The organism is Microbacterium sp. AC145 (genome assembly GCF_979258505.1).
This window is the reverse complement of sequence record NZ_OZ409859.1, coordinates 1,633,767-1,650,495: the sequence shown is the minus strand read 5'-3', so window position 1 is coordinate 1,650,495 and position 16,729 is coordinate 1,633,767. Positions and strand designations below refer to the sequence as shown.

Genomic DNA, 16,729 nt, shown 5'->3' with positions numbered 1-16,729 from the left:
TCGCGTCGTATCTCACGGCCGTCTAGGCTGAGGGCATGCCCGCGTCCTCCGGCAGTTCGCCTGTCTTCGGCCGTCATGAACAGCCTTCGCACGTCATCATCCATGTCAGCGATCCGCACTACCTCGCCGGGGGAGTGAAGCTGGGTGGGCGTTACGACGTCGAGTCGAACTTCGCCCGCACATTGGCCGCCATCACGACGGTGCATCCGAATCCGGCGGCGATCGTCGTCACCGGTGATCTCGCCGATCTGGGTGAGCCGGACGCCTACCGGCGGCTCCGGTCCGCGGTCGAACCTGTCGCCGAATCGCTGGGAACGACTGTCATCTGGGTCGCCGGCAACCACGACGAGAGGCCGGCGCTGAGAGCGGGTCTGCTCGACCTGGAGCCGACCGATGAACCGGTCACGGGGGTGTGGGACCTCGACGGCCTGCGACTGATCGCCCTCGACACGAGCGTTCCCGGCTGGCATCACGGAGACATCGATGACGCGCAGCTCACGTGGCTCGCCGAGGTTCTCCGGGAGCCGGCTCCGCACGGGACCCTGCTCGCCATGCATCACCCGCCGCTGCCGAGTCACGTCCCGCTGTTCGACATCCTCGAACTCCGACATCAGGACGAGCTCGCGCGTGTGATCCGTGGCACGGATGTCCGGGGAATACTCGCGGGGCACCTCCACTACTCCGCGCACGGCACGTTCGCCGGCATCCCCGTGAGCGTCGCCTCAGCGACGTGTTACACCATGAACGTCGCGCGCCCGGCGGCTGAAGTCAACGGCATGGATGCCGCTCAGGCATTCCAGATCATCCACGTGCGGCCCGAAACGATCACCCACACGGTGGTGCCTGTCGTCGACGCGCCCACAGGAGATCATTTCTCCGAGGCATGGCTGCAGCGGATGGCGGCGCTCACCCCTGAGGAGAGACTCGAGGCGTTCTCGCGCAAACGGTGACTCGCGGACGTATCCTCGGCCGTGCATGCACCCGGGCGTAGGATGGTGGCATCCCCCGCAGTCCACACTCGCCACTACCCACAAGGATGTGACATGGCTTCTGCCGCGCCCGCTCCCACCCGTACCGAGACCGATTCACTCGGGAGTATGGAGATCCCCGCCGACGCGTACTGGGGGATCCACACCGCCCGTGCCGACGCGAACTTCCCGATCACGAAGCGTCCGATCTCGGTCTATCCGGATCTCGTCATCGCGCTCGCGATGGTCAAGCAGGCGAGCGCTCGGGCGAATCGTGAGATCGGCGTTCTCGATCCCGTGCGGGCCGATCTCATCGACCGCGCCGCGCAGCGCGTGATCGACGGCGAGTTCCATGACCAGTTCACCGTCGGCGTCATCCAGGGCGGGGCGGGGACCTCGACCAACATGAACGCGAACGAGGTGATCACCAACATCGCGCTCGAGATGGCCGGGCGCGAGAAGGGCGATTACGCCTACCTCTCGCCGATCGACCACACCAACCGCAGCCAGTCGACCAACGACGTCTACCCGACCGCGGTCAAGATCGGACTGTCGCTCACCCTGCGTTCGCTGCTCGAGGAGCTCGATCTGCTGCGGATCTCATTCCTGCACAAGTCGCACGAGTTCCACGACGTGCTCAAGGTGGGCCGTACGCAACTGCAGGATGCCGTGCCGATGACCCTCGGTCAGGAGTTCCACGGTTTCGCCTCGACCCTCGGTTTCGACCACACGCGACTCACCGAGAACGCTTCGCTCATGTTCGAGATCAACATGGGAGCGACGGCGATCGGCACCGGCATCACCACCCACGTCGACTACGCGCCCGCCGTGCTGAAGCACCTGCGCGAGATCACGTCGCTCGACCTGGTCACATCGGCCGATCTCGTCGAGGCCACCAGCGACACCGGCTCGTTCATGTCGTTCTCGTCGACGCTGAAGCGCAATGCGATGAAGCTCTCGAAGATCTGCAACGACCTTCGGCTTCTGTCGTCCGGGCCGCAGGCGGGTTTCGGCGAGATCAACCTGCCTGCGATGCAGGCGGGCTCCAGCATCATGCCCGGCAAGGTCAACCCGGTCATCCCCGAGGTCGTGAACCAGGTGGCCTTCGCGGTCGCGGGCGCAGACATGACCGTCACCATGGCGGCCGAGGCCGGTCAGCTTCAGCTCAACGCGTTCGAGCCCGTGATCGCGCACTCGATATTCCAGTCGATCACCTGGATGCGCCAGGCGATGTGGACGCTTCGAGTCAACTGCGTCGACGGCATCACCGCGAACCGCGATCGCCTCGGCGCGATGGTGGGAGCCTCGGTCGGTGTGATCACGGCGCTCACCCCCTTCATCGGCTACGCGGCAGCTGCGGCGCTCGCCAAGACCGCTCTGCTGACCAACCGCAACGTCGCCGACCTCGTCGTCGAGGCCGGTCTCATGTCGCGTGACGAAGTCACCAAGCAGCTCTCTCCCGCGCGTCTGTCCGGACTGGAAGCCGTGACTGCCGCGATCCCCGTGATCGCGGCGGAAGACCTCATCGAGATCTGATCCGGATTCAGAAGGCCCCGGCGAATCGCCGGGGCCTCCTTCATGTGCCGTAGGGCAGCACAGCCGATCAGTCGAGGACGCGGCAGTGCGTGGTCAGCTCTCCGATGCCGTCGATGCCCACGGTGACCGTCGAGCGGTCCCGGAGGAAGATCTGCGGGTCGCGTGAGTACCCGGCGCCCCCGGGGCTGCCGGTCGAGATCAGCGTCCCCGGAAGCAGAGTCAGCGACTGCGAGAGGTGCGCGATCAACTTCGCGACCGAGCGCACCATCTGGCCGGTGCTGGCGTCCTGCACGGTCTGCCCGTCGACGACGGCCCAGATATGCAGATCCTGCGGGTCGACGATCTCGTCGGCGGTGACGGCGAAGGGCCCGGTGGGGGAGAAGCCGTCGAATGACTTGCAGCGTGACCACTGCGCCTCGGAGAACTGCACGTTGCGCGCCGTGATGTCGTTGACGACGGTGTAACCCCAGACGTGGGAGAGTGCGTCCTCCTCGGTGACATCCTTCGCCGGACTTCCGATCAGCACTCCGAGCTCAGCCTCGTAGTCGACGGCCTCGCTGAGCGAGCGCGGCCACGACGTCGTCTGCTCGTGCCCGGCCAGAGAGTTCGGCCAGAGCGTGAAGACCGTGGGAGCAGCGTCGGTCTTGAGACCGAGCTCTGACGAATGCGCAGCGTAGTTGAGTCCGACCGCGAGCACTGCGGGTGGCGAGATCACCGCAGAGTCGAACTCCCAGTCACTGAGCGGATGCCGGGCGACGTCACTGCGACCGAGCGCGGAACGCAGGGAGTCGAGCATCGAGTCGCCGCCGTCGATCAGCTGCTGGAGCGTCGCGGGCGGGTCGGTGAGGAGATCGGAGACGAGGATGGCGTCGGCACCCTCCACCACTGCGAGATTCGCAACGGTGGAGTCGGCACGACGCAGATGAGCGAACCGCATGGCTCTACGCTATCCGGTGCCACGCGGTAATGGCGGGAGGAAGTCTCCAGACGCGGGCGAACATGTCTGTTGCCAATATGCTCGTTCCCATGAGTTCCGGAGGACCGTCCCAGCCATCGCCGTACACGCCGCCACCGGCTCAGCAGCCGTCGCAGTACTCGCCCGAACAGTATGCGCGTTCGCCCTATACGCCTCAGCAGTACTCGCAGCATCCGGGATACGCGTCCGTGCTCGCCCAGCCGACGGCGTATTCGCCACCTGCTCCCGTCGCGCCGGCGCCTGCGCCCGGGCTGCCTTCTCTTCCGGCCGGGCGGAACGGTGGTCGGGTCACTCTGTACATCCTGTTCGCCGTCCTCGGTCTGCTGATGCTGGGGCTCATCGCATACTTCGGCCTTTTCCTGGGGACATTCGCGTCGGTGGTGGGGCTCGTTCTCGCACTGGTGCCGCTCGCCATCGTCTTCTTCGTCGTCCGCATGATCGACAGATGGGAGCCGGAGCCCAAGTCGCTCGTCTTCTTCGCCGTCGCCTGGGGGGCGATCGCCGCCGTCGGACTCACTCTTCTCGTCGACCTGGGGCTGACCTTCGTCTTCGGCTACCGCGGCGAGGTCGCGAGTGCCGTCATCCAGGCTCCGATCGTCGAGGAGCTCTGGAAGGGCGTCGGCGTCTTCATCGTGTTCCTGATCGCCCGTCGATCGTTCAACGGGCCCGTCGACGGCGTCGTCTACGGTGCCCTGGTCGGCGCCGGGTTCGCCTTCACCGAGAACATCCAATACTTCGCGATCAGCCTGATCGAGGGAGGCAGCGGCCAGCTCACCGTCACGTTCATCCTGAGGGCGATCATGTCGCCGTTCGCGCACGCGATGTTCACATCCCTCACCGGTCTGGCCATCGGTCTGGCTGCGCGTCGCCACGCTTCCGCAGCCGCGGTGCTCGGAGCCGGGCTTCTCGGCCTGCTCGGGGCGATCATCCTGCACGGACTGTGGAACGGGTCGTCCTTCGCGAACTTCTTCCTGCTGTACTTCGTGCTCCAGGTGCCACTGTTCGTCGCGTTCATCCTCGGAATCGTGGCGTTGCGGCGCGAGGAGGCGAGAGTGACGAAAGCCCGACTCGGCGAGTATGCGGCTGCGGGGTGGTTCACCCCGGAAGAGGTCGTCATGCTCGCGACCGCGGCGGGGCGCAAGACCGGACTCCGGTGGGCGGCGCAGCTGCGCGGTGACCGTCGCCCGCTGATGCGCGAGTTCATCAAGGATGCGACGATGCTCGCCTCCGTCCGTCAGCGAGCGATCACGGGTCGGGACCCGATGGCTCCTGCGGATGAGCAGGCTCTGCTCGCGCGTACTCGGGCGACCAGGGCTGCTCTGCTGGCGTACTGAGGGAGGGATCGCCATGACCACCTTCATCCTCGTGCACGGAGCGGGAGACACAGGCTGGGCGTGGCACCGGGTCGCGGCCGCGTTGGAGGCCCGAGGTCATGAGGTGCTCGCGCCTGACCTCCCGGGCGATGACGAGACGCTCACGCTCGGCGACTACGCGGATGCAGTCGTGGCGGCCGCAGGCGGGCGACGGGGTGGGATCGTGGTCGGCCACTCATTCGGTGGTTTCACTGCGCCCCTCGTGGCGGAACGCGTGTCGGCTGACGCTCTCGTGCTGCTCGCAGCGATGATCCCGGCTCCGGGGGAGTCTCCAGGGGATTGGTGGGAGAACACCGGGTTCGTCGCAGCGGTTCGCGCGCAGGCCGCGAGAGATGGCGGTGTGACGGGCAGCGAGGATCCGTTCGTCGGCTTCTATCACGACGTACCGAGGGTGCTGGCTGAGGAAGCGATGAGTCGAGAACGCGCGCACCCTTCCGAGGTGGCGATGACTGCGACCTGGCCGCTGACCGAGTGGCCGGCCACGCCCACCAGATTCATCGCGTGCACGGAAGACAGGTTCTTCCCTCGGGCATTCCTCGTCGACCTGGCACTCGAACGGCTCGGGGTCGTCGCGGACGAGATCAGGGCGGGCCATTGCGTCGCCCTGAGCAGGCCGGACGAACTCGCTTCCCTGCTGGTCGGCTACGCCGAGGAAGCCGCTCACTGACGTTCGCTCCGCCGTGTGCTCGTGCCTAGGGTGGAAAGACTCAGCGCCCGGTGCTGCGGCGATGCCTGCATGTCTACCGGGCGCTGAGTTGGTCTATGAATAGGGTGCACCCGGTGCGCGCGACTGTCAAGGGCCCCTCGATCGTGCACTGAGCGGGTGGCGTTTCGCCCTCAGCGGAGCGATCCCGTTGACCCATGGCACGCGGCTCGGGTTGGATGGAAGACATGACTGATCGCACAAAGCCTGAGTTCGACGCCCCGTCCGGCCCCGCCCCCGCGGAGCTCGTGATCCGCGACATCATCGAAGGAGACGGCACCGAGGCGAAGCCCGGTGACACCGTCACCGTCCACTACGCCGGTGTGGAGTTCGAGTCCGGCGAGGAGTTCGACTCCTCGTGGGGCCGTGGCGAGACCATCCAGTTCCCGCTCCGTGGACTCATCCAGGGCTGGCAGGACGGCATCCCCGGCATGAAGGTCGGCGGACGCCGTGAGCTCGTCATCCCGCCGCACCTGGCCTATGGGCCCGTCGGTGGGGGCCACTTCCTGTCCGGCAAGACACTGATCTTCATCATCGACCTCGTTGCCGTCGGCTGAGTCGATCCGCGAACGAAGGCGCCGCGTCCCCAGGGGCGCGGCGCCTTCGTCGTCATTCCGTCGAGAAACTTCCGCGCACAGGGGAATACATGCATCTGCATGTAAGTTGTAACCCGTGACGCCGTGAACACGGCCCCTCATCCGTTGCCGCAGAATGCGGCTGATGTCTCCAGAGGAGAAACCATGACCAGCATCGACATTCCCGGTTACCGCGCAGGCACTTGGGTGCTCGACCCGTCGCACAGCGAGGTCACCTTCAGCGTTCGCCACATGATGATCTCCAAGGTGCGCGGCACCTTCGGTGTGAAGAGCGCGACCCTCGTCGCTCCTGAGAACCCCCTCGAGGCCCGCGTCGAGGCGAGCGTCGATGTCACCTCGATCGACACCAAGGACGAGGGCCGCGACCAGCACCTCCGCTCGGGCGACTTCTTCGACACCGAGAACTTCCCGACGATGGAGTTCGTCTCCACCGGTGCCCGCACCGAGGGTGGCGAGCTGTTCGTCGACGGAGACCTGACGATCCGCGGCATCACCAAGCCCGTGAGCTTCGAGCTCGACTTCGGCGGCTTCGGCTCCGACCCGTGGGGCAACTACAAGGCCGGCGCGTCGGCCAAGACCGTCATCAACCGCGAGGACTTCGGCCTGACCTGGAACGCGGCGCTCGAGACCGGTGGCGTGCTCGTCGGCAAGGACGTCACGATCAGCCTCGACCTGCAGGGCGCTCTGCAGCAGGACTGATCACCAACTGATTTCGAGAACCCCGGGCCTCAGGGCTCGGGGTTCTCTGCGTCGTATCCGCGGAATCGCGAACTGCGGCGCGCGAGCAGTGCGACGAGGGCGATCACCAGCAACCCGCCGAGCAGAGGCGGGAACCACAGCGTCGTGATCGACGCGAGGGCTCCGGCGTACAGAGCGCCGATCCGTGGTCCGCCGGCGACGACGATGATGAAGACGCCCTGCAACCGCCCGCGCATGGCATCCGGCACGGCCGCCTGCATCATGGTGTTCCGGTAGATCGAGCTCACGTTGTCGGACGCGCCCGACAGGGCGAGGGCGATGCACGCGGCGACGATCAGTGCGACGTTCGGGATCTTCTCCGTCGCCGGATCCGAGAACGCGCCGATCAGCAGTACGACGCCGAAGGCGAGGATCGATGCGCCATACGCCTCGACCGCGCGCTCGATACCTCGGCCGTGCCAGCGGTACTGCACCACGCGCCCCGAGAACAGGCTCGACGCGAACGTGCCGACGGCGACCGCTGCCGTGAGGATGCCCGTGGTCACCGCCCCGCCGCCGAGCAGCACGGTGCCGAGGGCGGGGAACAGGACGAGGGGCTGTCCGAAGGTCATGGCGATGATGTCGATGACATACTGCGTGCGGATGTTGCTGGCTCGCTTCAGGAACTTCCACCCGTCCACCAGGGAAGCGAGTCCTGGACGTACGATCTCGCCCTCGGGGCGCAGTGTGGGCAGCGTCCAGAGGCCGAGGAACATCGAGAGCATCAGGACGACGTCGATCGTGTAGGTCCACCCGTATCCGGTGAGGGCGACGAGGATGCCGGCCAGTGCAGGCCCCGCCATCACGGTGAGGCCGAAGGCGACGCCGTTGAGCGCGGATGCCGCAGCCAGCAGGTCGCGGGGGATGAGGCGCGGCACGATCGCGGTGCGGGTCGCCATTCCCACCGAGTTGGCGGCCGAGTTCACGATGCTCAGGATGTACAGCCACCAGATCGTCTCGGCGCCCGTCCAGGTGAGAGCGGCGAGCAGAGCGGTCGACGCGAAGGTCACGGTCGCGGCGATCAGCGCGACGCGACGCCGATCGAACGCATCGGCGAGCATCCCTCCGTAGAGTCCGGCGAGGATCATCGGCACGAGCCCAGCCACGGCGATCATCGAGACCGCGAAGGTGCTTCCGGTGAGTGCGAACACGTGCAGCATCACGGTCACGATCGTGAGCTGACCGCCGATGCCGGCGAGCACGGAGCCGGTCCACATGCGGGCGAACGCCGGGCTGGCCTTGAGCGGACTGAGATCGATCAGATGGCTGCGAGCCGTGCTCACGCCGCGTGCCTGTCATGCATGATCCGAGCGTATCCGAGGTGAGCGGAGCGAAGCCCGTCGGCGGTCACGCGGCAGCATCGAGTCCTGGTAGACTCTTCAGGTTGCCGTTCGATCGGCCGCGGATAAAGAGAGCCCTCGCATCAGGCGTCGGGCGCCGCGCAACAAGCAGAGAGGGGATCGAATCTATGGCACTGGAAGCAGACGTCAAGAAGGCGATCATCGAAGAGTACGCGACGCACCCCGGTGACACCGGATCCCCCGAGGTGCAGGCCGCGATGCTGACGCAGCGCATCAAGGACCTCACCGAGCACCTGAAGGAGCACAAGCACGACCACCACTCGCGTCGTGGCCTGTTCCTGCTCGTCGGTCAGCGCCGCCGTCTGCTCGGCTACCTCCAGAGCGTCGACATCGAGCGTTACCGCTCGCTGATCGCACGCCTGGGCCTTCGCCGATAACGCGGAGCGAGCCAGCGTACAATCGCGCAGAACATTCTTGAGAAGGCCGTCCCAGGTGTGGGGCGGCCTTCGTCATGTCCGGGGTTGATCTCTCGCACGCTTTCCCGTAGGAAAGTAGTGAGCTTTCCTCATGGAAAGCGAAGGGGGTCGCATCATGGAACATCAGCCGGTCCAGGGCCAGGAGCTGCTGGCGCCGCCCAGTGCGGACATCGCTCAGAAATATCTCGATGAGGCAGACGCCGTCGCCATCCGACGCGAGCGCTCCGTCGACCGTCGAGCGTTGGCCTGGCTGCAGATCATCAATTGCCTCGTGACTGCTGTCTTCCTGACGGCGGCGACTGTGGCCATCCGTTCTGACGTCAGTGGGACGTATCAGGTGGTCCTCTTCGGTTTCCTCATGTGGGGACAGCTCGCGAGCGGAGCGGCTCAGCGCAGTGGCATGCAATGGCGGATGACATGGTCGCGCTGGCCCGTGGTCGTGGCCGGCGCAGCCCTACTGGCTGCGGCACTAGTGATCTTCGGGTTCGCCGCCTTCGATCCGGACTTCCCGGTGATCGGCATGGTGATCCCCGTTGCACTGGTCGTGATCGGATTCGGCGGCTACGGCGTGGTCCAACTCATCAGGGCATCCGGCGATGTTCGGAGGCCCCCAGCAGCACGAAGCATGCTTTCGCGGGGCGCCCGCTGGGGCACGGTGCTCGTCGGGGTCGCGGTCGGCCTTCTGATGATGCTCGGTTCCGCACCGGACGGGGTGCTCACGAGCATCCTTCTTCTGCTCGTCGTGCTGATGCTGTTCGCCTGGATCGTGGCCGCGCGCACGGAGATGGGTCTGCCGGCGGTCGGCGCCGCGTGGCGCTGGCCCCACCTCGTCGCCTTCGCAGCATCGACCTGCGCGCTGTCGCTGGTCGTGCTCGTCGACGACATTCCGGTTCTCGTGGGAGTGCTCGGTGGACTGGGCGTGATCGCGCTGTTCATCGCCGTCTCATTCGCCCCCGGACATGATCTCCGTGGCTGACCTGCCGTCGGCGCCGCACCCTCGGATCCGACTCGACGACAACTTCGCGTCGCCTATCCGCTTCTCGCTCCTGGCGTCACTCGGTGACGGCGTCGAGCTGGACTTCGCCACGCTGCGCGAGATCCTTCAGTGCGGTGACTCGCCGCTGAGCAAGGCCATCTCGCACCTTCAGGCTGCGGGGTACGTCGTCGCGCGCAAGGGCAGCCTCGGCAGTCGCCCTCGCACGTGGGTCCACTCGACCGCGGCCGGGCGTGCGGCTTTCGCCGGACACCTGCAGGCCCTGCGCGAGATCGTCGCGCTCGGAACCGGCCCCGCGCTGTGACCGGGGTCAGACGTTGGCGCCGACCAGGTCGGGGTGGTGGATCGCCGCCACGTCTGGATGCGCACGCAGCCGCGACTTCATGGCGTTCTCGCCGTAGGTGGCGTGGATGGGGTTGCTCGGATCCTCGGTGATGCCGGTCGCCTCGGCGGCCAGATCTTCCGGCAGCTCGAGGAGGGGCAGTTGCTGATCGAGTGCCGGGTTGAAGAAGAACGGGATCGAGATGCGCTCCTCCGGCGCCCTGGGGGAGATCACCCGGTGATTGGTCGCCTTGAGGTAGCCGCCGGTCGCGTACTCCAGCAGTTCTCCGATGTTGACGACGAACGCGCCGGGCACCGGGGGAGCCGACACCCACTCGCCGTTGCGCTCGACCTGCAGTCCACCCTTGCCGGGCTCGACCCAGAGCAGGGTGAGGACACCGGAGTCCTTGTGCGCGCCGACACCCTGCTGGGGCTCCGGCTCGTGGGTGCCCGGGTAGCGAACGATCTTGATCAGGGTCGACGGGTCGCGGAACGGCTCGTCGAAGTACGTCTCTTCGGCTCCGAGGGTCGTGGCCCAGGCGCGCAGCAGCTTCTGCGCGATCTCGGTCAGTGTGTCGTGCCACTCGGTGACGACGGTCTTGAGTTCGGGCTGCGCGGCGGGCCACAGGTTCGGGCCCACCAGGCGGTTGAACGCCGGTCCGCCCTCGACGGGCTCGCGCTCCGGTCCGATGTCGATCTGCTCGCGCCAGTCGACCTTGCCCTGCGTCCGCTCGCCCCCGATCCGGGTGTACCCGCGGAAGTGCGGGCTGTTCACGTTCTCGATCGCGAGCTTGTCCTCGTCCGGCAGGGCGAAGAAGTCCAGGGCAGCCTGATGCAGGCGCGCTTCGAGCTCCGGTGAGATGCCGGTGCCGGTGAGGTAGAAGAAGCCGACGTCGTGGGTGGCTGCCCGCAGGTCTTCACGGAACCGGGCGGCGGCTTCGGGGCCGGCATCGAGCTGGGACAGGTCGAGGATGGGGAGCGAGAGATCAGCCATTCACCGAGCGTAGATCGATTGCGGGGAGCGAGGTCGAGTGTTGCGTCGAATTACCGTCTGTCACGGAACTGCGTGAATGGGGTGGTCGGGCGAGGTGCTAACCTCTCTGAAGTAAGGGATGCCTTACCTTAATTCCTGTCAGAGAGTGTCCCTCCGTGCTCGCCACTTTTCTCATCGGTCTCCGCGAAGGCCTCGAAGCCGCGCTGGTCGTCGGCATCCTCATCGCCTACCTCCGGCGCCTCGGTCGAGGCGATGCACTGCCCCGACTCTGGGCGGGTGTGGCACTCGCGATCGCGCTCGCGCTGGGCATCGGCGCGGTTCTCACGTTCGGCGCGTATTCGCTGACGTTCGAGGCGCAGGAGCTCATCGGCGGGTTGCTGTCGCTGCTCGCCGTCGGCATGGTCACCTGGATGATCTTCTGGATGCAGAAGGCCGGCCGCACGATGAAAGCGACGCTCGAGGGTGGACTCGACCGGGCGCTCACTCAGGGGGGCATCTGGGCCCTGATCGCGATCGGCTTCGTCTCGGTCGCGCGAGAGGGCATCGAGACGACGCTGCTGCTGTGGTCGATGGTCCAGTCCTTCGGGGACGCTCCCTCGGCGCTGCTCGGTGCGGTGCTGGGTCTTCTCGCCGCCGTCGTGATCGGGTGGCTGCTCGCGCGCGGCGCCGTGCGGCTGGATCTCCGTCGCTTCTTCACCTGGACGAGCGGCTTCCTCGTGATCGTCGCCGCGGGCGTGCTCGCCTACGCGATCATGGACCTGCAGGAGGCAGGCGTGCTACCAGGGCCGTTCACCGCCGTCGCCCCGATCGATGCTGTGACGGGTGCAGTCGCCCTCGGCTGGGCGGCCTTCCCGTTCGGCTGGGCGTTCGATGTCACGAACGTCATCGCCCCCGACAGCGTCTGGGCGACGATCCTCCAGGCGACCGTCGGCTTCATGCCGCGCATGACCTGGCTCCAGGTCTCCGCCTGGGTGGTCTACATGGCCGTCGTCGGATTCTTCTTCGTCCGCGGGCTTCGCACCCGCAGGGCCGTCATACCTCGTTCGCCGACCTCCGCAGACGAGGACGCGTCGGCATCCACTCTCACCCAGCAAGGAGCAGCATGACCACCTCTCGCCGAATCCTCGGTGCCGTCGCAGCCGCTGGAGCTGCCGCACTTCTCCTCAGCGGCTGCGTCGCCAAGAGCGACGTCGCGGCGGGCGCTGCCTTCGACGTCTCGTCCACCGACGCGGAGTGCGCCGTGTCCGGAGCGACCGCGAAGAGCGGCACCCTCACGTTCGACGTCACGAACGACAGCGGTCAGACGTCCGAGTTCTATCTGCTCGCCGACGACGGCCTGCGCATCGTCGGAGAGGTCGAGAACATCGCCCCCTCCGCGTCGCGGACGCTGACGGTCGTGGCTCAGCCCGGCACGTACTTCACGCTGTGCAAGCCCGGCATGATCGGCGAAGGCGTCGGCAAGTCCGAGTTCACTGTGACGGGCGACCGGGTCGCCGTCGCAGGCGAGGATGCCGAGCAGAAGCAGCAGGCCGTCGATCTGTACGCCGCGTTCGTGAAGGACCAGGTCGGCCAGCTCGTCCCGTCGGTCGACGAGCTCGTCGCCGCCTACGAGTCGGGCGACGACGAAACGGCACGCGCCCTCTTCCCCCAGACGCGAGCCTTCTACGAGCGCATCGAGCCGGTCGCCGAGGCTCTCGGCACACTCGACCCGCGAATCGACTACCGCGAGGTGGATGCCGTGGCCGAGGGGCTCGACTGGACGGGCTTCCACCGCATCGAGAAGGACCTCTGGGTGCCCGCGCAGGACGCGCTGAACGCCGACGGAGAGACGCCGGCCTGGCAGGACTGGGCACCGTCGACGGCGGAGGAGCGGGTCGAATACGGGGACCAGCTGATCGCCGACGTGCAGGAGCTGTACGACTACGTGCACTCGGACGACTTCACGACGGCGCTCGACGACCAGGGCATCGGCGGCATCTCGAACGGTGCGATCGCGCTGCTCGATGAGGTCGCCACCGGCAAGATCTCCGGCGAAGAGGACTGGTGGTCCGGCACCGACCTCTACGACTTCGCGGCGAACGTCGAAGGCTCCAAGATGGCGTTCTCGCTCGTGCAGGACTTCGCCACGGCGCAGGGCGACGACGGCGAGGCGCTCGTCACCGAGATCGAGGACGGATACGCGGCTCTCGAGACGTCACTGGCGGCTCACGGTTCGCTGGCCGACGGATTCGTCGGATACGCCGAGCTGACCGATGCCGACAAGCGCGAGTTCACCGACCTCATCAACGCCCTCGCCGAGCCGCTCTCGCAGCTCACCGGCACGGTCCTCGACTGATCCGACGGGTACGATCTCGCAGGTGGAACAAAGCTCGAAGGATGCCGTGGCCGCCGACTCCCTGACGGAGGAGGCGGCCGCGGCGACCGCGCCGACAGGTCTCAGCAGACGAGGACTCCTCGGCCTGGCGCTCGGCGGCGGAGTGGCCTCTCTGGCGGTCGGAGTGGGAGCAGGGCTGACCGGCGGAGTCGCTCTCGGCCGTGCCAGGGCTCACGCCGAGGCCGAACACGCGTACGACTTCTTCGGTGCGCATCAGGCCGGCATCACCACCCCCGTACAGGAGCATCTGCATTTCGCATCGTTCGACATGATGCCGCGCACCGATCGCGATGACCTGATCACGCTGCTGCAGGACTGGACCTATGCCGCCTCTCGGATGACCCAGGGGCTCGAGGTGAGTGCGACCGGTGCCGTTGGCGGTGATGCGGAAGTCCCGCCCGACGACACAGGCGAGGCGCTCGGGCTGCCCGCGGCAGGTCTCACCATCACGATCGGCTTCGGCCCAGGACTGTTCGAGAACGAGGACGGCGACCGGTACGGCATTGCGGACAGGCGTCCGGCCTCCCTCGAGCGCCTGCCCGCCTTCCTCGGCGACGACCTCGACCCGCAGGCGTCCCACGGCGACCTCTGCATCCAGGCCTGCGCGGATGATCCTCAGGTCGCCGTCCACGCGATCCGCAATCTCAGCCGCATCGCCTTCGGGCGCGCGAAGCTGCGCTGGTCGCAGCTCGGCTTCGGCAAGACCTCTCGTACGACATCGGATCAGGCGACCCCGCGAAACCTCTTCGGATTCAAGGACGGCACCGCGAACATCCTCGCCGACGACTCCGCCGCTCTCGACGCGAACGTCTGGGTGGGGTCGTCGGACGAACCCGCATGGATGGCGGGCGGCTCGTACCTGGTGGCCCGCAAGATCGCGATGCTGATCGAGACGTGGGATCGTGTGCGGCTCTCCGAGCAGGATGCGATCATCGGGCGTGACAAGGGGGTGGGCGCCCCGTTGTCGGGCGGTGACGAGTTCGCGGCACCCGACTTCGGCACCTCAGCCATCGATGCCAACGCTCACGTGCGACTGGCGCACCCCGACCAGAACGACGGCATCCGCATCCTCCGCCGGGGGTTCAACTACGTCAACGGCAACAACGACCTCGGGCGCCTTGATGCCGGGCTGTTCTTCCTGTCGTACCAGCGAGACCCCGCGCAGTTCGTCGCTCTCCAGCGACGGCTGTCCACCGATCTCATGAACGAGTACATCAGACACGTGGGCTCGGGGATCTGGGCGATACCCGCCGGTGCGACGCCGGGATCGTACGTCGGCGCCGAGCTCTTCGCCTGACCCGCGAGGTCGCTCAGGCGCTGAGGGTCTCGACGGCGAATGCGGCCATCGCGTCCGCGCCGAAATGGTCCTCCGCCGTGATGGTGACGACCGCGTCATCGCAGAAGATCAGCAGCTGCCCGTAGGCGCCGTGCAGACGCCAGGCAGTGTCTGGGCCGTCCCATCCCGCCAGCGCATAGCGCTCATAGGCGGGGTTCTCGCCCGCCACCACCCAATCGGAGTGCATCGCGTCGATCACCGACGCGGGCACGAGGCAGCGCCCCTCCCACTCGCCACGGTCGCGGATCAGCTGACCGAGGCGCGCGAGCTCCTCGGTACGCAACGAGATGCCGCTCCCGGCGACGATGCGCCCCCGGGGGCATCTCTCCCACTCGACGTCGTCGATGCCGAGCGGTTCGAGCAGCCTCGGGCGCAGGTATTCGACGACGTCGCCGACTCTTGTGGCGAGCGCGGTCATCGCCGTATAGGTGCTGGCATTGGAATACTGGAAGACGCGGCCGCGCGATGCGCGTGAGAGGAACTCACGCGCCAGATCCGGCCAGTCGGTCATCAGGGTCTCGGACCAGGGGAGGTCGATGCCGCTCGACATCGACAGCAGGTGTCGGAGCGTGACCTGATCGACGCCGTCGCCGAGCGTGAAGTCCGGCAGGTACTGGGCGACAGGTGCGTCCAGCGAGATCAGGCCCTCGTCGGCGGCGAGACCTGCCGCGAGCACGCACACGCCCTTCGCGACGGAGTGGATCTCCTCGCGGACGTCGGGGGCCCACCGGTGCTCTGCGACATCGCTGCCGACGCGGACGTGGAGTCCGTGGGCGCCGAATCCCGACGTCTCGGCGTGGTCGACGAGGCGGTCGCGGATCGTCTCGGCTCTGGTCACTCCTTCAGGCTAGCCGCTGCTCCCTGACGAGGCCGACGAGATCCGGTGGGGTCGCTGCGATGCCCCTCGCGTCGAGCGAGTTCGGGGTCGCGGAAGAGCCATTGCGGGCGCGGCTCGACCAGAGGACGGAACAGCCAGCGCACGGGCCTGGTGGCGAGGGCGAGGGCCAGCACCACCGAAAGCAGGGTCACGAGCGGCAGCCACAGCCACGTCGGGTCGAGGTCGCGCAGAACCCCGGTCTCGCGGAAGGGGTAGAGCACGAACGAATGCAGCAGGAACACATACATCGTGTACTGACCGAACCTCGTCCACCAGTGGGTGCCTCGGGGGATCAGAGCGAAGAATGCTGCGCTCAGGATGACCGCCAGCAGCATCAGTGCGACACGCACACCGCCGGCCCACCACTGTTCTCCGCCGAGGTCCGCATACGCGTCTTCGTAGAACAACCAGTGGCGCAGGTCGATCTGCTCCCAGACGTCGATCCAGCGCCAGGCGGCGAATCCTGCGGCGCCGAGCAGCAGGATGCTGACCGCACGGATCCACCACGGGCGGACGTCGAGGAGCCGGAACCGGTTGACGATGTCGCGCTCGCGCAGCCACCAGCCGAGAGCGAAGAACGGCAGCAGGCCCAGCGTCCGCGACAACGAGAAGGTGCTGTCGACGTTGGGCAGATAGCCCACGCCGATCGAGATGATGACCGTCCACAGCAGCGGCCAGCGCAGCAGCGCCAGGTAGGGGAGGACGAGACGGAAGATACCGAGTGCCAGCAGGAACCAGAGCGTCCACGACGGCTTGGTGAAGTTGGGGTCGGCCTGTCCTTCGACGAGCCACTTCGTGAGGGTCCAGAGGAACTCGAAGATCACATAGGGGACGAGGATGTCCGTGATGACGCGGGCCATCTGCACGCGTGTGGGGGAGCCCGACTTCGAGAAGTACCCGGAGATGATCGCGAACGCAGGCATATGGAAGGCGTACAGCGCCAGGTAGGCCGCGAGGGCGATGTCGGAGTCGTAGGTGAGCCGCTGGATCGCGTGTCCGAGAACCACGAGGACGATGCACGCGTACCGGGCGTTGTCCCAGAACGGGACCCGCTTGCGGGGCTTCTGGACGGTTCCGGTGGCGGGGTTCGTCGTGTCGGATCCGGCGCTGTGCATGCTCTGAGGCTACTCGGGGAATAAAGTTGCTCGCATCGCGTTGACTCAGAT

17 protein-coding genes are annotated in these 16,729 nt (G+C 66.9%); 12 read left to right on the top strand and 5 right to left on the bottom strand.

Annotation, left to right across the window (positions count from 1 at the left end; genetic code table 11):
- The first annotated feature begins 35 nt into the window (after positions 1 to 35).
- Entirely contained in the window at positions 36 to 950 is a 915-nt protein-coding gene (locus ACZZZN_RS08180; protein WP_463504665.1) for a metallophosphoesterase, read from the top strand.
- A 93-nt stretch (positions 951 to 1,043) separates the two neighbouring features.
- Complete coding sequence (locus ACZZZN_RS08175) at positions 1,044 to 2,504, top strand: aspartate ammonia-lyase (protein WP_463504664.1); 1,461 nt, start codon at positions 1,044 to 1,046, stop codon at positions 2,502 to 2,504.
- Between the two features lie 67 nt (positions 2,505 to 2,571).
- On the opposite strand, the gene ACZZZN_RS08170 is transcribed toward ACZZZN_RS08175, so the two are convergent.
- Positions 2,572 to 3,441 (bottom strand): fumarylacetoacetate hydrolase family protein, encoded by an 870-nt coding sequence (locus ACZZZN_RS08170; RefSeq protein ID WP_463504663.1) that lies wholly within the window; start codon positions 3,439 to 3,441, stop codon positions 2,572 to 2,574.
- Positions 3,442 to 3,530: 89 nt separating this feature from the next.
- On the opposite strand from ACZZZN_RS08170, the gene ACZZZN_RS08165 reads away from it, so the two are divergent.
- The 4 genes from ACZZZN_RS08165 to ACZZZN_RS08150 all read left to right on the top strand — a co-directional run bounded on the left by ACZZZN_RS08165 (position 3,531) and on the right by ACZZZN_RS08150 (position 6,851).
- Positions 3,531 to 4,814: a PrsW family intramembrane metalloprotease gene (locus ACZZZN_RS08165; RefSeq protein WP_463504662.1), complete on the top strand. Its 1,284-nt coding sequence runs from the start codon at positions 3,531 to 3,533 to the stop codon at positions 4,812 to 4,814.
- 13 nt (positions 4,815 to 4,827) lie between these two features.
- On the top strand, positions 4,828 to 5,520 hold the full coding sequence (locus ACZZZN_RS08160) for an alpha/beta hydrolase (RefSeq protein ID WP_463504661.1): 693 nt from the start codon (positions 4,828 to 4,830) through the stop codon (positions 5,518 to 5,520).
- 224 nt (positions 5,521 to 5,744) lie between these two features.
- On the top strand, positions 5,745 to 6,113 hold the full coding sequence (locus ACZZZN_RS08155) for an FKBP-type peptidyl-prolyl cis-trans isomerase (protein WP_463504660.1): 369 nt from the start codon (positions 5,745 to 5,747) through the stop codon (positions 6,111 to 6,113).
- Positions 6,114 to 6,296: 183 nt separating this feature from the next.
- Entirely contained in the window at positions 6,297 to 6,851 is a 555-nt protein-coding gene (locus tag ACZZZN_RS08150; RefSeq protein WP_463504659.1) for a YceI family protein, read from the top strand.
- Positions 6,852 to 6,880: 29 nt separating this feature from the next.
- Here the strand turns inward: ACZZZN_RS08150 and ACZZZN_RS08145 are convergent, their stop codons facing one another.
- A complete protein-coding gene (locus tag ACZZZN_RS08145) occupies positions 6,881 to 8,173 on the bottom strand; it encodes an MFS transporter (RefSeq protein ID WP_463504658.1) in 1,293 nt (430 codons plus the stop codon).
- A gap of 185 nt (positions 8,174 to 8,358) precedes the next feature.
- On the opposite strand from ACZZZN_RS08145, the gene rpsO reads away from it, so the two are divergent.
- From rpsO to ACZZZN_RS08130, 3 genes are all read left to right on the top strand, one after another.
- On the top strand, positions 8,359 to 8,628 hold the full coding sequence (gene rpsO / locus ACZZZN_RS08140) for a 30S ribosomal protein S15 (RefSeq protein ID WP_017203073.1): 270 nt from the start codon (positions 8,359 to 8,361) through the stop codon (positions 8,626 to 8,628).
- Between the two features lie 154 nt (positions 8,629 to 8,782).
- A complete protein-coding gene (locus ACZZZN_RS08135) occupies positions 8,783 to 9,643 on the top strand; it encodes a hypothetical protein (RefSeq protein WP_463504657.1) in 861 nt (286 codons plus the stop codon).
- A complete protein-coding gene (locus ACZZZN_RS08130) occupies positions 9,636 to 9,965 on the top strand; it encodes a transcriptional regulator (RefSeq protein WP_463504656.1) in 330 nt (109 codons plus the stop codon). The genes ACZZZN_RS08135 and ACZZZN_RS08130 overlap by 8 nt, the downstream gene beginning before the upstream one ends.
- A gap of 6 nt (positions 9,966 to 9,971) precedes the next feature.
- Here the strand turns inward: ACZZZN_RS08130 and ACZZZN_RS08125 are convergent, their stop codons facing one another.
- Entirely contained in the window at positions 9,972 to 10,976 is a 1,005-nt protein-coding gene (locus tag ACZZZN_RS08125; RefSeq protein ID WP_463504655.1) for an isopenicillin N synthase family dioxygenase, read from the bottom strand.
- Positions 10,977 to 11,131: 155 nt separating this feature from the next.
- Here ACZZZN_RS08125 and efeU point away from each other — a divergent pair, with 155 nt between their 5' ends.
- The 3 genes from efeU to efeB are packed head-to-tail and all read left to right on the top strand — an operon-like array spanning position 11,132 to position 14,647.
- A complete protein-coding gene (gene efeU / locus ACZZZN_RS08120; RefSeq protein ID WP_463504654.1) occupies positions 11,132 to 12,082 on the top strand; it encodes an iron uptake transporter permease EfeU in 951 nt (316 codons plus the stop codon).
- On the top strand, positions 12,079 to 13,311 hold the full coding sequence (gene efeO, locus ACZZZN_RS08115) for an iron uptake system protein EfeO (RefSeq protein ID WP_463504653.1): 1,233 nt from the start codon (positions 12,079 to 12,081) through the stop codon (positions 13,309 to 13,311). The genes efeU and efeO overlap by 4 nt, the downstream gene beginning before the upstream one ends.
- A 46-nt stretch (positions 13,312 to 13,357) precedes the next feature.
- On the top strand, positions 13,358 to 14,647 hold the full coding sequence (gene efeB, locus ACZZZN_RS08110) for an iron uptake transporter deferrochelatase/peroxidase subunit (RefSeq protein WP_463506567.1): 1,290 nt from the start codon (positions 13,358 to 13,360) through the stop codon (positions 14,645 to 14,647).
- A 13-nt stretch (positions 14,648 to 14,660) separates the two neighbouring features.
- Here the strand turns inward: efeB and ACZZZN_RS08105 are convergent, their stop codons facing one another.
- Both ACZZZN_RS08105 and ACZZZN_RS08100 read right to left on the bottom strand, forming a co-directional pair.
- Complete coding sequence (locus ACZZZN_RS08105; RefSeq protein WP_463504652.1) at positions 14,661 to 15,524, bottom strand: serine hydrolase domain-containing protein; 864 nt, start codon at positions 15,522 to 15,524, stop codon at positions 14,661 to 14,663.
- Positions 15,521 to 16,678, bottom strand: a complete 1,158-nt coding sequence (locus tag ACZZZN_RS08100; RefSeq protein ID WP_463504651.1) for an acyltransferase family protein — start codon at positions 16,676 to 16,678, stop codon at positions 15,521 to 15,523. The genes ACZZZN_RS08105 and ACZZZN_RS08100 overlap by 4 nt, the downstream gene beginning before the upstream one ends.
- Between the last annotated feature and the right edge of the window lie 51 nt (positions 16,679 to 16,729).

Bases quoted from the DNA above. Each gene is read 5' to 3' on its own strand.
- ACZZZN_RS08155 (WP_463504660.1), top strand. From the start codon at position 5,745: ATGACTGATCGCACAAAGCCTGAGTTCGACGCCCCGTCCGGCCCCGCC.
- rpsO (WP_017203073.1), top strand. From the start codon at position 8,359: ATGGCACTGGAAGCAGACGTCAAGAAGGCGATCATCGAAGAGTACGCG.
- ACZZZN_RS08165 (WP_463504662.1), top strand. From the start codon at position 3,531: ATGAGTTCCGGAGGACCGTCCCAGCCATCGCCGTACACGCCGCCACCG.
- ACZZZN_RS08175 (WP_463504664.1), top strand. From the start codon at position 1,044: ATGGCTTCTGCCGCGCCCGCTCCCACCCGTACCGAGACCGATTCACTC.
- ACZZZN_RS08135 (WP_463504657.1), top strand. From the start codon at position 8,783: ATGGAACATCAGCCGGTCCAGGGCCAGGAGCTGCTGGCGCCGCCCAGT.
- efeO (WP_463504653.1), top strand. From the start codon at position 12,079: ATGACCACCTCTCGCCGAATCCTCGGTGCCGTCGCAGCCGCTGGAGCT.
- ACZZZN_RS08170 (WP_463504663.1), bottom strand. From the start codon at position 3,441: ATGCGGTTCGCTCATCTGCGTCGTGCCGACTCCACCGTTGCGAATCTC.
- ACZZZN_RS08100 (WP_463504651.1), bottom strand. From the start codon at position 16,678: ATGCACAGCGCCGGATCCGACACGACGAACCCCGCCACCGGAACCGTC.
- ACZZZN_RS08125 (WP_463504655.1), bottom strand. From the start codon at position 10,976: ATGGCTGATCTCTCGCTCCCCATCCTCGACCTGTCCCAGCTCGATGCC.
- ACZZZN_RS08180 (WP_463504665.1), top strand. From the start codon at position 36: ATGCCCGCGTCCTCCGGCAGTTCGCCTGTCTTCGGCCGTCATGAACAG.
- ACZZZN_RS08150 (WP_463504659.1), top strand. From the start codon at position 6,297: ATGACCAGCATCGACATTCCCGGTTACCGCGCAGGCACTTGGGTGCTC.
- ACZZZN_RS08160 (WP_463504661.1), top strand. From the start codon at position 4,828: ATGACCACCTTCATCCTCGTGCACGGAGCGGGAGACACAGGCTGGGCG.